This is a genomic window from Arcanobacterium pinnipediorum, from assembly GCF_023973165.1.
Lineage (GTDB): Bacteria > Actinomycetota > Actinomycetes > Actinomycetales > Actinomycetaceae > Arcanobacterium > Arcanobacterium pinnipediorum.
In genome coordinates this window covers 130,760-145,470 of record NZ_CP099547.1, presented here as the reverse complement: position 1 = coordinate 145,470, position 14,711 = coordinate 130,760, and the positions used below count along the sequence as shown (strand labels likewise).

The window sequence follows — 14,711 nt, the reverse complement described above, 5'->3', positions numbered from 1 at the left end:
ACAACGCCTAGCTTTAGTGCTGGCTTTGCGATTGGTGAACCACTCCGAAACGTTTACCACCAATCAAGACAACGGCAAAGACCAGCCCATACCATACTGCCATTGCCGCCGATGTTGGGGCGTGGAGAATATAAGCCAGCCAAAACCCTACAATCGCCCCAGATACTGCGATGATCATTGTGCTCACAAGCATCTGGCGCATTGAAATACTAAAGAGACGAGCTGTTGCGGCTGGTGCGATCATCAAAGCCACGATTAAGATAGCTCCGGCTGCGTTAAACGCCGCTGTCACGGTTACTGCAACGAGAAACATGAACGCCGTATCGACGCCGCGGGTTCGAATACCGAGGGTTCGAGAAAAATCTGGATCGAAGCTCGTGATCTTTAGTCGCGGATACATCGCCCAGATAACGATGATGTTGATAAGGAGTACAACAAGGAGTACATATAAGTAGATTGGCCCATAGGAGGTGCCGTTGATGACGAGCTGATGCCAGGCAGCTAGATTAAGATCGCCAGCCAAAACCACGTGGGTATCGAGGTGGAGGTTACCGAAATTTAACGAAATAAGGATAACGCCGGCAGAAAAGAGCATAGGGAAGATCAGACCCTGTGGCGCATCGCCAGAAACGAATCCTGATCGCATCAGCCAGTCGTTTCCTAAAACCACCACTAGGCCAGCAACTGCCGCACCAATAATGAGTATCGGGGAATCAAAGTCATGCGTGATGTAGTAGCCCACCACAATGCCAGGCAAAATTGCGTGGCTCATCGCATCGACGAGCATCGAGCTTTGCCGCAAGACGATAAATGATCCAGGTAAAGCACACACTAACGCGGTAACAATAGCGAGCAAACTGGTGCCAATAACAAAACTCATAGCGAACTTCCGGCTAGTTGGTTGTGCTCTAACAGTTGTTTCTTCAATTCGTTACGTGCTCGACGTCGAGCCCATGCCTGCATAATGAGTGAGCGGCGCGGCGAGAAAAGCAACGAAATCACAAAAATGACGAACAGAACAATCACAATCATTGGCCCGGTGGGAACCTTACCAAATGAAACCGCTAAATAAGCTCCGATTCCAGAACCGATAGCACCTATAAAAGCCGATACAATGACCATCGAGCTTAGGCGAGTTGTCCATTGCCGGGCGGCCGCAGGTGGAGTGATCACGAAGGCAACCATAACCACTAAGCCCACCGCACGTAGGCCAATGACCGAGGCGATAACAATCGTGCCAAACATGAGCGTGTCGATGAGCTTGCCGTGAATACCCATCATGGTGGCGTGAATTGGATCGAAGGATCGGGCAGAAAATTCTTTCCAGAAAATGAACACTATCAGTAACGCGATCGAGCCAACTGCTAGCGAGGTGTAGAAATCTTCCCGGGTAATCGTTGACGCATTACCAAATAGGTAATCTTGGATTCCACCTTTTCCAGGAAGTGGCGCATCGGCAACAATACGCATTAAAACCATACCCAAACCGAAAAATAGCGATAACGTGACGGCCATCGCCGAGTCGAGGTGAACTTTTGAGTTGCGCACTATCCATTGGGTGAACAAAACTGCCGAGGTACCGATAATCACTGCGCCAGTAATCAGCGCCAGCATATTGCGGCCATCGGTTTGAAGGACGACGACGGAGAAAAGGAAAGCTGCCAGAGTTCCTGGTAGTGCGGAATGGGAGATAACATCGGAGATCATCGACTGTTTACGCAAGTATGCAAAAGAGCCGAGCGCACCGGCCACAAAACCAATGACCATTGTGCCAAAGAAAACCATTCGGAACGTGTGGTCGGTGAAGAACTCTATCAAACTCACGCGAAATTTCCCCACTCTTCGTCGTCCGCCACACGGTAGGCGGTACGGATATTTTCTGGTGTCAAGGTAGTCGCGCTAGGACCAGATGCTACGATATTGCGGTTTAGCAACGTGACGTGATCGCAATAATCTGCAACAGTAGCAAGGTCATGGTGAACGATAACAACAGTGTTTCCTTGGGAACGCAGATGATGTAGCACATCAACAATGGCACGCTGGCTTTTCGCATCAACGCCCTGGAAGGGTTCGTCCATGAAATACAGTTGTGGTTGTTGAACTAAAGCTCGAGCTAGGAATACGCGCTGGCGTTGGCCTCCAGATAGTTCCCCGATTTGGCGGTGTGCAAGTTCAGGGATCCCGGTTTGTTCAAGGGCTTGTAGCGCTTGGTTGCGCTCGTTACGTCCCGGGCGGCGCAGCCAGCCAAGTTTGCCGTAGGTTCCCATCATAACGACGTCGATAACCGTTGTTGGAAAGTCCCAATCGACACTTACGCTCTGTGGCATATATCCAACGCGCTCGCGCACATTTGCTAACGGTTGCCCAAAGAATTGAGCAGAACCAGTAAGTGGCTTAACTAGACCTAGCATTGCCTTGATGAGCGTTGATTTCCCGGCGCCATTTGGACCCACGATACCCATGACGATGCCTTCGGGCACGGTGAAATCAACGTTATATAGGACTGGATCGACACGGTAACACACCGACATGTTCGTTGTTGAACATGCCGGTGTGCTTAGTGTTTGCGTGGATGTCACTTGCCTAAAGCCTTCGAGACAGCTTCGGCGTTATGCATCAAGGAACCGAGGTAGGTATCAACACCCTTCTCAGCGCCCAGGGAATCAGCAAAGAGTTCATCATCGGAAATCTTTACTTCCCATCCGTTCGCCTTAACTGCTTCTTCCAAAGCCTTAATAGCTTGTGGATTTGCAAGGTTGTCCAAGAAAATTGCTGGAACTTTGTTGTCTGCAATGAGTTTAGCGAGGTCAGAGATTTCCTGAGTGGAGAGCTTTGCTTCTGAAGAGACGAAATCGGTTGCGTGAACTTCAAGATCGAAGGTCTGACCGAAGTAGTTAAATGCATCGTGACCAGAAATCAAGATGCGCGGTGGGGCAACCTTATCGAGGAGAGCTTTTGCCTCCGCAACAGTCTTCTTGATCTCTTCGCGGTACTTCTTGGCGTTGTCTTGGTAGGTCTGAGCGTTATCTGGATCGATCTCAGCTATCTTATCGGTTGCAACTTGAACTGCTTCAGACCAAGCCTCTGGGCTATTCCAGATGTGTGGATCGTGGAGTTCATTGCCATCTTCGTCAGTTTCTGGCCATGGCAACAGATACTTCTCATCGAGAGCATCGCCAACAGCAACCTGCTTATCGCCGAGTGATTCGAGCTTGTCGAGCATCTGAGCTTCGAGGTGTAGACCATTCCAGAGCACAACATCAGCATTTTGCAGTGCTTCGATATCTTTCGTTGTAGGTTGGTAGGTGTGTGGATCGCCGCCTGGGCCAACCATGGTGATTACCTCGGCGTCTGGTGCAATGTTAGCGACAGCGTCAGCGAGGTAACCGGTGGTTGCGAATACAGTAAGCTGCTTGTCAGCACCTGCATTGTCAGTTGATTTAGCTTCATCGGTTGATGATGAACAACCTGACAACAGCAATGCACCCGCAATAAGTGTCGTAAAACCTAGCTTAATAGCAGAAAAGGCCTTCATAAATACTCTTTCATCAGAAGAAAGTGAATACTTGCATGAGAAAGGACAGTATGCGACAGCCAACTCTCTCAGAGACGAGACTATCTATTTAGGGTACCCTTATTCAACAATTCACTGCGATATGTTTTATACAACACACGCGTTATGAAAATCTGTTCCTGCAATAGCAGCTCGAGAACTTAGAACGTTTCATAAAATGAGGTAACTGCTCTCACTATATGAATCCATTACATACAAATGTCTCAAAAGCGCTAAACTCATGTCATGGCTTACCATGCAGATACCACAGATACATCCGGAAAAGAAGTTCTCCATTGGGCCGAGTTTGGCGATGCAATGCGCGAACTGGCTCAAACAATCGCAGATTCAGGATTTGAGCCTGAAGTAATTATCGCTATTGCTCGCGGTGGACTTTTACCCGCCGGTGCATTGAGCTACGCCCTCGGAGTCAAGCTTTCGGATGCAATGAACATCGAATTCTATACCGATGTTGAAAAGACGTTACCTGATCCGATCCTTCTCGAACCACTGTTAGATATGGAGTCTATTAAAGGCAAGAAACTCCTTATCGTTGATGATGTTGCCGATTCTGGCCGCACCTTGAAAATGGCGGTCGATATGCTTGCCGATCTCGGCGCTGATGTGCGATCAGCAGTTGTCTATGACAAACCACGTTCGGTAATCACCCCTGATTATTTCTGGAAGGCTACCGATAAATGGATCGTTTTCCCGTGGTCCTCACAGCCGCCGGTAACGCCGCAAAATTAAGTGATCTGATCTTTTCGCGTCACAAATCCTTAAATGCGTGGGGCAGTTCATGAACTGAACTGCCCCACGCATTTTACGCTTCAGGAGCATCTCGGACAGCCAAAATCTCAGAAATATGTGGCTGGCCCGGAGCCGAGGGCCGCGAACATGCAGCAAAGGTAGCCACCGAACCATAGTTCCAGCCTTCAAACCGAGACCGGCGCCCTTGTTCACTCATTGCCACCGCAATAACCATTCGCTGAGTTTCTTCCGTGACCTCACGAGTGACGTCGAGCAGGCGATCGACGTCGTCAGAATTGTGTGCGGTAACAGCGAGTTTAGCGACCACCCCGGGAATTGCCAGCATGTCGTCATACATGATCCGTAAAATGTCTGCCTCTGGGGTTGAGAGCCAGTTGTGATCTGAAATAACAACCGTATAACCCAGCTCTTGGGCACGGCGAGCCAAATCTGGAGCTGCCCGATGCCAATACTCGATATCGACGACGATGCGATCCCCGGGAACACGCAATTGCAATAACGTATCGAGCATTTCAGCTAATAACAACCGGTAACGCCCCTCGCTGACTTTAACTGCACCACCTTGGCTGGCGGTCCGAATAGTTAGCATGAGCGGTATTTGGGTTGCTTGGACAAGCTGCGGAATAATTTCTGAGCCGAGCTGGGAGAAAGAGAAATTCGGATGCTCCCCGAAGAGCATGTCTACACGCCACTCAATAATATCGGCTCCGGCGCGCTGAGCTTCTTGAGCTTCTTCAACCAGCATCGCCAACGTCGTTCCCAATAACGGCACAATTACAGTTCGAGTACCCGGCGAAAAAATCATTCTCACTCCTCCAACTCTCGAATATGCTGATGAAACCAACGATACCGCAGGGTCGTTATATCGGGTAGAGTAACGGGTGAAGATAAATTCGTACGCACTCAAACTAAGGACCACATGTCGATCGACCTCAACCAGTTTGACTCATCTGATGCCCCGAGCTCGCCACAGTCGCGAGGTCCACTGTACTTTTTCATTGCCAGCCTCGTCGTCCTCTTTGTTGTTGGCATCATTATCTTCTTTGTCTTCTTCATCAACCAAGGCCGCAATATTGTTGAAGCGCCTAGCTCTCAAACGAATCAAGAAGAACTAGCCAATCCGCAACAATCAACCCAGCCCGAGCAAAACACGCAGCCTTCTGCTGATCCTCAACGCCAACAACTCTTGGACGGGACGTTGTTGCGCCAGGCTGCTTCCACATCGTCTTGTGCCGATCCGATGACCGATGCGGTAGCGTTTTTTGACTTTGTGTTAGCAGCTGACTCCCAGGGTCAATGGAATGCTGATTCCCAGAAAATAGTCACTGACGCACTAGCCCTCCTTGACAAACGATGTGACTCGAAGAAATCGCACTTGCTCTCCGTCCAGCATGCGCTCGTTGATCCACAAGCACCACCACAAATCAATGCCCTTGTTACGGACGCAGCATGGATAACGCGGGTGCGCCCAGCACCAGATAATGCCGAAATCCCCACCGGAAGATTTACTACCGGCTTGGAGAATATTCACTGTTCAATCGAATCTGACGGCGCTTCGTGCACTATCAATAACTATACTTGGAGTGCGCCCGATACCTGCACCGGCAAACCGGTCACATTCCGGATCGACCCATCGATGGACCAACCAAAGCGAGGCTGTCTATCGGCAATCGTTGGCGAAACCCAATACCCCTACGGAACAACACTGGCGAGTAATGGCTACGCCTGCACGGTAGCTTCGAGTGGCATTACCTGCTGGTCAGAATTTACCGGCCACGGTTTCGAACTGAGCCGCCAGAACGCTAACCAGTTCTAGCGCCATGGTTTCTCGACGACGAACGCGCTGGATTCCGAACTATCACGGCGCGTGGGCTATGGTTATCATCCCACCCTTGTTAGGGATTGCGTTATCGGGATGGTCCTGGCTACATCTGGTTTTAATTCCGCTATGGTGGATTGGATATTTTGAGTTCTTTGCCATAGGTTTATGGCTGCGTAGCCGCGCCAAGGCCCGCTATCGTACCCCGGTTATTGTTTATAGTTTGCCCTGCATAATTTTGGGCTTGATTCTAGCCTGGTATGCTCCAGCCTTGCTCATCTGGATCCCTGTATTTCTCCCACTTATCGCCATCACTTTTTGGCAATCGTGGTTACGAAAGGATCGTTCACTGCTAAACGATACCGTGACGGTGAGCGCCGCATCGCTGATGCTCATGGTCAGCGCACATTTAGGAAGTTTGTCTGCCCAATCCTTTTCGTGGGCGGATGCTTGGATCACAACCGGATATGTGTTCGGTTATTTCATGGGCACAGTGTTCTACATAAAAACCAATATTCGCCAACGTGGGAACATGTCCTGGCTCATCACTTCAGTCCTATGGCATGGGGGATGGTTGATAGTTGCTGGACTGGATTCATCTGGTTTCCTAACAGTGCCAAGCACCCACGTTTCTTATTGGCACACTGGAGTATGGGCGATACTGTTGGCGCGAGCTATCGCAGTACCAACGTGGGGAGCACGCCGTGGCTGGCTGAGCGCTAAAATCCTTGGGATTGCAGAGATCGTTTTTTCTGCCGGTGTGACAGCCACACTGCTGCTATCGCACTAACCTGCTAAGCTAAGCCCATGAAATTTCTTGTTCGTATCTTATCCAACGCACTTGCCCTGTGGGTAACAACGTTGCTCTTTAACGGCTTTGCCTTGCTTGAACCTAGTATCGAGACTCAATCCAATCTCGATCCGCAGCTACGCATGATCATCGCTTTGCTTGTGGGCGGACTGATCTTATCGTTCGTTAATTCTTTTGTACGCCCAATCGTTAAGCTCTTTTCGCTACCGTTCTACATTTTGACTCTCGGATTATTCTTCGTCATCGTCAATGCTGGAATGCTGATGCTGACCAGTTGGATTTCTCATCAAGTCGGAATTGGCATCTCGGTTGATACATTTACATGGGCTATCGTTGGAGGCATCGTGATCTCAGTGGTGAACACCGCTATCGAAATTATCCTCCCGGCAAAACGTAGGTGAGATACTTAAGCCTATGCTGACTTCTCCATTGATAACCTTTGCCGCACAAGCAGTCGATTCGCAAGATCTTTCTGGGATCGCAGCTTGGACCGTTGAGCTAATGAATACGCTCGGCGGGTTCGGACTAGCATTGATTATCGCGATTGAAAACGTCTTCCCTCCTATACCTTCTGAAGTTGTGCTACCGCTAGCCGGTTTCACCGCATCGCAAGGGGGGACTTTGAGTTTTGCGGGCGCCTTGATCTGGTCAACGCTCGGCTCGTTACTTGGAGCGTTAATCCTCTACGGCATCGCCTATCTTTTTGGGCGCGAACGTTCCCGCGCACTTTTGTTGTGGCTACCGTTAACCCGGGAGTCCGACGTCGATAAAACCGAAAACTTTTTTGAAAAATACGATAAGCCAACCGTGTTTTTTGGTCGTATGTTACCGATCTTTCGTTCATTGATTTCACTGCCCGCAGGCATTGTTAAAATGAATATTGCTCTGTTTATCGTATTGACCACTGCCGGATCGTTGATATGGAATACAGCTTTGATATCTGCCGGCTACCTTCTTGGAGATAACTGGGCCCTAGTTGAAAACTATGTTGGGCTAGGATCGAAAATCATGGCTGTGATCATTGTGATCGCATTGATCGTATGGGCCGTGATCCGGATTCGCGCCAGCAAAAAGCGCTAATCCTACCGTTATCTTTGCCCTAACTACCCAAGTAGCACGTATCCCGGTATCGTTGTTATGAGAGTCCAACGAAGGGATAGTACGTGTCCGTCACCTATTTAATGGCTGTCTCAGATAGTCAGCTTTCTTCCTACCTAGATCATGGCTACGATCTGATCGCAGGTTTTGCAGTTGATGCAGCAAAAGTCGCTGAGATTACAGATATCAGCGCACTGCTCGATATTCTCCAGCTACGCTATCCTGGATCGCCATTTACCGATGATGGCCCACTCCATGTGCTTCATCTGCCGGCAGATGCGTTTACCCAGACCCGCCCTGCAGTTGGTCCCCTGCATCGGCAAGCATTTCGCGGCGGGGTCATTGAACACGCTCCGTTCGACGGTTCGGGAATCGTAACCGGAGGCGGAGTCACAACCGAGCTCATCTTAGTTGAACCCACACGTATCACCACTGGTTCGAGATTATGGAGCTTTATTCCTGGCGAAACAGAACCAGTGCTTCGCGGTGTTTACCATGGCATAACTTTTGGCTGGGAAAATAGTCAAACGGGAGAGTTTGTGGCCACAGTTCCTTCGCCGTTTGCTGGCGCTGCAGTCAAACGAGACTGGGGAGATGTGCCCTGCGATGTGGAACTCGAAAACGATCAACCGGTTGCAGTAACGCTGGTGTGCCCCTTTGAGCCCGAAAATGAATCCGGTTTCGAACAGCTAGAAAATCAACTGTGGGCAAAACGCATCGCCTACGACGAGTCGTTTTCAATCTATACCCCGTTAATCACTGCTCAACTTTCTGGTATTCCGGTACGGATTTTGCGTGCCGTTTCAACCGAGGAACATCCGCTCATGTTCCAAATTGCCTCCCTGATTCCCGATGCGCCTTACTGCTCTACAGTGAATTTCCAGCGTTGGGCTGGCGGAACCTATACTGCGCTCGCGTTGCCGGAAAATCTGGAAAATCAAAATAAACACGAGGCAAGTCCTGTATCTTGGTCAGTCAGTGAACGACCAGCGATCACCACGCAACGCACCGAAGCCTTGCAGATAGACGATCAAAACACTGTAGTTCAAGAGGCGTTTAATCTTCTTGGGCAAACAACACCACCAAGCTGGACTGAACTATCACTCCAGGCACAAATCATTGGTGATCACGTGGCCTATGAAGCCACTGCCCTGCTCGCCAACGGTCAAGGCGCACAGTTGAAAGTTATTCCAACTGCGATTGTCCATTACCTGCGCCAACTCAAAAAACTGCGTACGAAATCAGGGCAAGCACCTTTCTTCGCAATCGTTATGCAAGCGAAGAAAGATGGCCAAGGCTCAGTTTCACTCAACGCTAAAGCCGAACCTCCCTATGCCGATCTGGTACCCGATACCCAGTGGGCACGCGAGTTGGCACTCGTTAAAGCCAGCGGGCATCCAGTTCCACAATGGCTTGCCGCCAAGGTTTCCTCAGATACCCACTCCGGTAGTTCCTTCGGTTTGGGCACTGCCAGCCATGAGCGAACTTACAGCGATTTAACGACGAATATGGTCGCTGTTTCCAAATAACCAAAACTGGGATCTTCCTTCGCCCCGCTACTTATGCCATGATTAGTAGCGGGGCGAAATAGTTAAAAATGAAAGGACTTCCAATGTCTCAAACAACTCTCGAAATTTCTGGCATGACCTGTGGCCACTGCGCCCAACACGTCACCGACGAACTTAGCGCACTAGCCGGGGTATCAAACATCAATGTTGACCTCCACGCTGGTCAAACCTCAATCGTCACCTTCGATTCGAACTCTCCGCTTTCCGATGAAGATATTCGCGAAGCAGTTAGCGAAGCCGGAGACTACACCGTGGAAAGCATTAACGTAAAGTGAACGTCGATCTCAAGATTACGGGCATGACCTGCGCGTCGTGCTCGGCACGTGTGGAAAAGAAACTCAACAAAGTTCCAGGCGTAAGCGCCGTCGTTAATTTAGCTACCGAACGCGCCCACGTCGAATTCCCTGCAGAATTAACTAACGCAGATCTTATCGCCGTCGTCGAAAAGGCTGGCTATGGCGCAACCGTTGCTAAAGATGACACCCTCGACACCACCGAGTCTGAGGCCCGCAGTAACGATTTTCGACGTCGATTCATCGTGTCCGTAATCTTGAGCGTTCCCATTATTGCACTGTCCATGATTCCTGCCTTCCAATTTACCGGCTGGCAATGGCTAGTGAGCGCGCTAGGCATCCCCGTGGCATTCTGGGGCGGCTGGCCCTTCCACAAGGCAGCATTCTCCGCTGGCCGTCACGGTGCATCAACCATGGACACCCTCGTATCGTTAGGCGTCATCGCCTCTATGGCATGGTCACTGTGGGCGCTTCTATTTGGCGGGGCCGGGCACTTAGGCTACACCATGTCAATGAGTGGGCTACTAAGCCTTGACGCCCACGGACACACCCATATTTACGTCGAATCTGCCGCCATGATCGTCACCTTCTTACTGTTGGGACGATGGCTAGAATCACGTTCCCGGCGTCACGCTGGTGACGCCTTGCGCCTCCTGCTATCAACCGGTGCGCCCTCAGCCCACCTGGTTCAACGCGCCGACGGCACCCCTACCAACGAGACAATCCCGGCCGCCAACCTCGAAGTCGATGACGTATTCGTGGTTCACGCCGGTCAAAAGATTCCAACCGATGGCATCGTCGTTTCTGGCTCTAGCGCCGTCGATGCCTCGCTCATCACCGGCGAATCAACCCCCATTGATGCAACCGAAGGCGATCGCGTTATCGGCGCTACCCTAGTAACCAACGGTTCGTTGCGTATTCGCGCCACTCGCGTTGGCTCCGATACCACCCTTGCCCAGATGGGTAAACTTCTCGAACAAGCCCAAGTAGGAAAAGCACCCATCCAACGACTCGCCGATCAAATCGCGGCCGTATTCGTCCCCGGTGTTCTTCTCATCGCACTCATTACCCTAATCGCCCGCATCCTGCTTTTCGACAATTCCCTGGATATGGCGCTCTCATCTGCCATCACTGTGCTCGTGGTAGCCTGCCCATGCGCATTAGGCCTTGCAACCCCAACTGCACTGTTGGTAGGTTCGGGCCGCCTATCTCAATTCGGTATCCTTATCTCGGGCCCTGAAGCCTTAGAAAATGCGCACTCACTAGATGCGATCGCGCTAGATAAAACCGGCACCCTGACCACCGGAGAACTTAAGATGACCGACGTCGTTAATCACTCTTCGATTAACACCCTAGCCGTGCTTGCCGGAATCGAAACCCACTCCAACCACCCGCTGGCGCGCGCACTTCTCGCCAGCGCTCAAGTGCGCGGAATCGAACCCATCACCGTTACCGATGTGCGCGAAGCAGCCGGCCGCGGATTAAGCGCCCGCTGGAACAACGAACAAATATTCGCCGGAAGCTTGGCGTGGCTACGTGAAAACCAGGCACCGGTTCCAGAACTCGACGAGCCTGGAACAATCGTCGCCTGCGCAAGCCGAAACGAATTTTATGGCTACGTCGTCTTGCGTGATACGATCCGAACCGATGCGATTCAGACTTTGACGTGGTTGCGCGATCAGGGTATCGAACCGATGATGGTTACCGGCGACAACCTCGCCAGTGCCACCGATATCGCTGCCACGTTAGGTATCACCACAGTTCACGCCAACGTCTTGCCTGAAGATAAATATGCGCTTATCACCGAGCTCCATAAAGCAGGGAAAAAAGTTGCTATGGTCGGCGATGGGATCAACGACGCTGCCGCACTAGCTGCAGCTGATCTTTCTATTGCGATGGGAAGCGGCACCGATGTGGCGCAAGCAAGCGCTGATGTGACCATCGTTGAATCGCGGATCAACGCAATCCCGAAAATGCTACGTATCGGCCAAAAAACCTTGCGTATCATTAAAGAAAATCTCGCGTGGGCATTCGGATACAACCTGATCGCCATTCCACTGGCAGTTTTCGGAATTATCGCCCCCGGACTAGCTGCTATCGCAATGGCAAGCTCGTCAGTTATCGTTGTTGCCAACTCGCTACGCTTACGCAATGCCCGTTAAGATGGAACGGTGAACACCCAACCAGATTCGCTCACCGACACCACACATGCCCCTCCTCGTCAGGTGCTTCTTGTTGATGCGCCGCAACGCTGGATCCGCCAACCAGCAGATCTCGTTGGGGCATTGCTCGCTGGTGGCGTTATCGCCGGGGTGGTATTTCTAGCCCTATATGCACGTCTAACAGTTCTTGCCGTCACAAGTGACGTGCGCGCAGCAACATCGAGCCTGCTGGAACAAATTTTCTTCCTTCCCATCAACACCTTGCAGGGTTTAGTCTCATTCTTCCTACCGATCGCCTTGATCGCAGATTTGTTGATTCGCAGGCGATGGCGTGCCTTGGCTAGTGCACTACTAGCTTCCCTAGTCACTATCGCACTCGTACAAACCTCACGATTCCTTATCGAATACGCGGTCAGCGATGGATGGATTTCGCCAGTAAGCCCCTTAAAGATGTTTACGCAACCCGTTGCCTATCTTGCAGTTATCAGCGCATTACTCATCGTTGTGGGAACATACCGCAGTTCACGTCTGGTGCGCTGGGGCTGGATTTTGACAATCGCAGTTACTCTACTAGCAACTCTTCAAGGCACCTACACACTTCCCAACGCCGTTGCCACCATCTTCTTAGGAATCGCTGTTGCGCTGTGCGCCCGCTTTGCGCTTGGGACGTTACCTCGGCGTTTAACTGGCACATCTTTGGTCGATCTTATCCGGCGCTCGGGGATTGATCCGGTCGAGATTATTCGCTACGACGAAGACGTCACGAATAACGTACAGTCCTGGCAGGTTCAGGCGCGCAGCCCGATTGGCTACAGTGATGCCGGAGCCTTACAGCGACTTGCACGCATGTGGGATAACTCCAGTAACGACGACCACGTAGGCGATGCACAAGAAATTACCGACCGCGTCTCAACTATCTCACCCTTAGCTGGCGTTAATGCAGCTGATTTATCGGCGCGCATGCGCGCAACATTTCCAGCATTTCGGCCAAAATCTGTGTCGCGCATGTATGTGGTGCGCGATGTTCATAACGAGTCATTCTACGTCCATGTTCTTGACGAAGATCAAATAATTGTTAGTATTTTGGCTAATCTATGGCGTCAACTGCGTTTCAAAATCGCCTATCGGGAAGGTGCGCGAACGCTTCGTGATGCCGCCGAGCACCACGTTTTGATGCAACTGTGCGCTCAAGATGCCGATATTTCTCAGCCACTTTTTGTTGGCAGTGCCTACGCAGATTCCTCAGCGTGCCTGGTTTATCGAACCTCGCAGTCCGTTCTACTCGACGATGTTGCCGGCGAAACCATCACCGACGATCAATTAGATTCGTTTTGGCAAACGATACAACACGCTCATTTGCGCGGATTATCTCACGGCGATATTCATGCTGGATCTATTCGCTACGGCGAGCAGGGGCTAGAAATTACCCAATGGCAAAATGGTTCAATAACTGCCGGCGAAACAGTTCGCCTCGTTGATCTCGCCCAAACTTTAGCCATGCTTTCTGGCGTTGTAGGAATAGATCGAGCCGTAGATTCCCTCTCGCGTGCGATTCCTTTTGAACGGATCATGTCACTTGCTCCGTTGCTCCAAAAAACGATTATGCCAGCGCGCACTCGCGAAGATTTCCCTAAAGCGAAAGATTTCCAAAAGATTCGCCAGGAGCTCGAAGAGCGTTTACCAGACATGGGTTCGATGGAATCAGTTGAGATCAAGCGTTTTTCACCAAAAACGATTATCACAGTGTCAATTGGTGTTATCGCCGTATATCTGTTGGCTGCCTCGGTTAATTTCCACGATCTGGCAATGGCAATCAAATCTGCTAACCCGATGTGGATGGTGCTATCTTTCTGTGCGGGATTGATAACCTATCTGGGTGCCGCCATCACGTTGAAAGCATATACTCGCGAGCATGTTCCACTCGGTCAATCAATCATTATCCAAATCGCGGCTTCGCTGGTGACCTTGGTGGCACCGGCCGGTATTGGGCCAGCTGCTCTAAATCTGCGATTCTTACAAAAAAAGAATGTGGCTACCGCGGCCGCTGTTGCTACCGTGACCGTGGTTCAAGTTGCACAGTTTGTGACGACGATTTTATCTCTGGCGGTTTTAACGCTGGTCACCGGCGAACTAGGTTCGCTATCCATGCCATCAGACTCAGTCATGATCGGTATTGGTATCGGTGTGGCCGGTATTGGCGCAGTTTTCCTTATCAAACCGCTACGCCAGTGGATTTTGCGTAAGATCCAACCCACTGTGGAACAGATCTGGCCGCGGCTAGTGTGGCTGGGCACTCATCCGCAACGCTTGCTGTTGGGATTATTCGGCTCACTGATTATGACGATTGCCTTTATTTCCTGTTTCGGCTTTGCGTTGGGGGCGTTCGACTACCAGTTACCGTTGGTGACATTGGCGGTAACTTACCTCATTTCTAACTCGGTAGGTTCGCTAGTTCCTTCTCCGGGTGGTATCGGTCCGGTTGAAGCAGCGCTAACCGGTGGTTTAGTGTTGGCCGGAATTCCGTATTCGGTAGCATTATCAACCGCGGTACTCTATCGGTTATTCACTTTCTGGGGGCGGGTGCCACTGGGTTGGATCGCGTTACGAATCGCCACTAAGCGTAATTACATTTAACC

14 protein-coding genes are annotated in these 14,711 nt (G+C 50.9%); 9 read left to right on the top strand and 5 right to left on the bottom strand.

The window, feature by feature from the left end; genetic code table 11:
• Nucleotides 1-13: 13 nt before the first annotated feature.
• The 4 genes from NG665_RS00600 to NG665_RS00585 are packed head-to-tail and all read right to left on the bottom strand — an operon-like array spanning nt 14 to nt 3,535.
• Nucleotides 14-880: a metal ABC transporter permease gene (locus tag NG665_RS00600; protein WP_252673402.1), complete on the bottom strand. Its 867-nt coding sequence runs from the start codon at nt 878-880 to the stop codon at nt 14-16.
• On the bottom strand, nt 877-1,824 hold the full coding sequence (locus NG665_RS00595; RefSeq protein WP_252673401.1) for a metal ABC transporter permease: 948 nt from the start codon (nt 1,822-1,824) through the stop codon (nt 877-879). Before NG665_RS00595 ends, NG665_RS00600 begins: the two co-directional genes overlap by 4 nt.
• A complete protein-coding gene (locus NG665_RS00590; RefSeq protein WP_252673400.1) occupies nt 1,821-2,531 on the bottom strand; it encodes a metal ABC transporter ATP-binding protein in 711 nt (236 codons plus the stop codon). Before NG665_RS00590 ends, NG665_RS00595 begins: the two co-directional genes overlap by 4 nt.
• A 44-nt stretch (nt 2,532-2,575) precedes the next feature.
• Nucleotides 2,576-3,535: a metal ABC transporter substrate-binding protein gene (locus tag NG665_RS00585; RefSeq protein ID WP_252673399.1), complete on the bottom strand. Its 960-nt coding sequence runs from the start codon at nt 3,533-3,535 to the stop codon at nt 2,576-2,578.
• Nucleotides 3,536-3,799: 264 nt separating this feature from the next.
• Here NG665_RS00585 and NG665_RS00580 point away from each other — a divergent pair, with 264 nt between their 5' ends.
• Nucleotides 3,800-4,303: a phosphoribosyltransferase gene (locus NG665_RS00580; RefSeq protein WP_252673398.1), complete on the top strand. Its 504-nt coding sequence runs from the start codon at nt 3,800-3,802 to the stop codon at nt 4,301-4,303.
• A gap of 73 nt (nt 4,304-4,376) precedes the next feature.
• Here NG665_RS00580 and aroD read toward each other — a convergent pair whose 3' ends face one another.
• On the bottom strand, nt 4,377-5,129 hold the full coding sequence (aroD, locus tag NG665_RS00575) for a type I 3-dehydroquinate dehydratase (RefSeq protein ID WP_252673397.1): 753 nt from the start codon (nt 5,127-5,129) through the stop codon (nt 4,377-4,379).
• 114 nt (nt 5,130-5,243) lie between these two features.
• Between aroD and NG665_RS00570 the strand changes: the two genes are divergently transcribed.
• The 8 genes from NG665_RS00570 (at nt 5,244) to NG665_RS00535 (ending at nt 14,709) form a co-directional block, all read left to right on the top strand.
• On the top strand, nt 5,244-6,140 hold the full coding sequence (locus tag NG665_RS00570) for a hypothetical protein (protein ID WP_252673396.1): 897 nt from the start codon (nt 5,244-5,246) through the stop codon (nt 6,138-6,140).
• A 58-nt stretch (nt 6,141-6,198) separates the two neighbouring features.
• A complete protein-coding gene (locus NG665_RS00565) occupies nt 6,199-6,933 on the top strand; it encodes a YwiC-like family protein (RefSeq protein WP_252673395.1) in 735 nt (244 codons plus the stop codon).
• Between the two features lie 17 nt (nt 6,934-6,950).
• Entirely contained in the window at nt 6,951-7,355 is a 405-nt protein-coding gene (locus NG665_RS00560; RefSeq protein WP_252673394.1) for a phage holin family protein, read from the top strand.
• A gap of 13 nt (nt 7,356-7,368) precedes the next feature.
• Nucleotides 7,369-8,034, top strand: coding sequence for a DedA family protein (locus NG665_RS00555; RefSeq protein WP_252673393.1), 666 nt, complete (start codon nt 7,369-7,371; stop codon nt 8,032-8,034).
• 83 nt (nt 8,035-8,117) lie between these two features.
• Complete coding sequence (locus tag NG665_RS00550) at nt 8,118-9,581, top strand: hypothetical protein (RefSeq protein WP_252673392.1); 1,464 nt, start codon at nt 8,118-8,120, stop codon at nt 9,579-9,581.
• 83 nt (nt 9,582-9,664) lie between these two features.
• Nucleotides 9,665-9,895 carry a heavy-metal-associated domain-containing protein gene (locus NG665_RS00545; protein WP_252673391.1) on the top strand — a complete coding sequence of 77 codons (231 nt, stop codon included), beginning with the start codon at nt 9,665-9,667 and terminating at the stop codon, nt 9,893-9,895.
• Entirely contained in the window at nt 9,892-12,075 is a 2,184-nt protein-coding gene (locus NG665_RS00540) for a heavy metal translocating P-type ATPase (protein WP_252673390.1), read from the top strand. Before NG665_RS00545 ends, NG665_RS00540 begins: the two co-directional genes overlap by 4 nt.
• A gap of 9 nt (nt 12,076-12,084) precedes the next feature.
• Nucleotides 12,085-14,709, top strand: coding sequence for a lysylphosphatidylglycerol synthase transmembrane domain-containing protein (locus NG665_RS00535; RefSeq protein WP_252673389.1), 2,625 nt, complete (start codon nt 12,085-12,087; stop codon nt 14,707-14,709).
• The last annotated feature ends 2 nt before the right edge of the window (nt 14,710-14,711 follow it).

Coding starts and splice junctions, on each gene's coding strand:
- NG665_RS00555 (WP_252673393.1), top strand. CDS start 7,369: ATGCTGACTTCTCCATTGATAACCTTTGCCGCACAAGCAGTCGATTCG.
- aroD (WP_252673397.1), bottom strand. CDS start 5,129: ATGATTTTTTCGCCGGGTACTCGAACTGTAATTGTGCCGTTATTGGGA.
- NG665_RS00580 (WP_252673398.1), top strand. CDS start 3,800: ATGGCTTACCATGCAGATACCACAGATACATCCGGAAAAGAAGTTCTC.
- NG665_RS00585 (WP_252673399.1), bottom strand. CDS start 3,535: ATGAAGGCCTTTTCTGCTATTAAGCTAGGTTTTACGACACTTATTGCG.
- NG665_RS00560 (WP_252673394.1), top strand. CDS start 6,951: ATGAAATTTCTTGTTCGTATCTTATCCAACGCACTTGCCCTGTGGGTA.
- NG665_RS00570 (WP_252673396.1), top strand. CDS start 5,244: ATGTCGATCGACCTCAACCAGTTTGACTCATCTGATGCCCCGAGCTCG.
- NG665_RS00565 (WP_252673395.1), top strand. CDS start 6,199: ATGGTTATCATCCCACCCTTGTTAGGGATTGCGTTATCGGGATGGTCC.
- NG665_RS00590 (WP_252673400.1), bottom strand. CDS start 2,531: ATGTCGGTGTGTTACCGTGTCGATCCAGTCCTATATAACGTTGATTTC.
- NG665_RS00545 (WP_252673391.1), top strand. CDS start 9,665: ATGTCTCAAACAACTCTCGAAATTTCTGGCATGACCTGTGGCCACTGC.
- NG665_RS00600 (WP_252673402.1), bottom strand. CDS start 880: ATGAGTTTTGTTATTGGCACCAGTTTGCTCGCTATTGTTACCGCGTTA.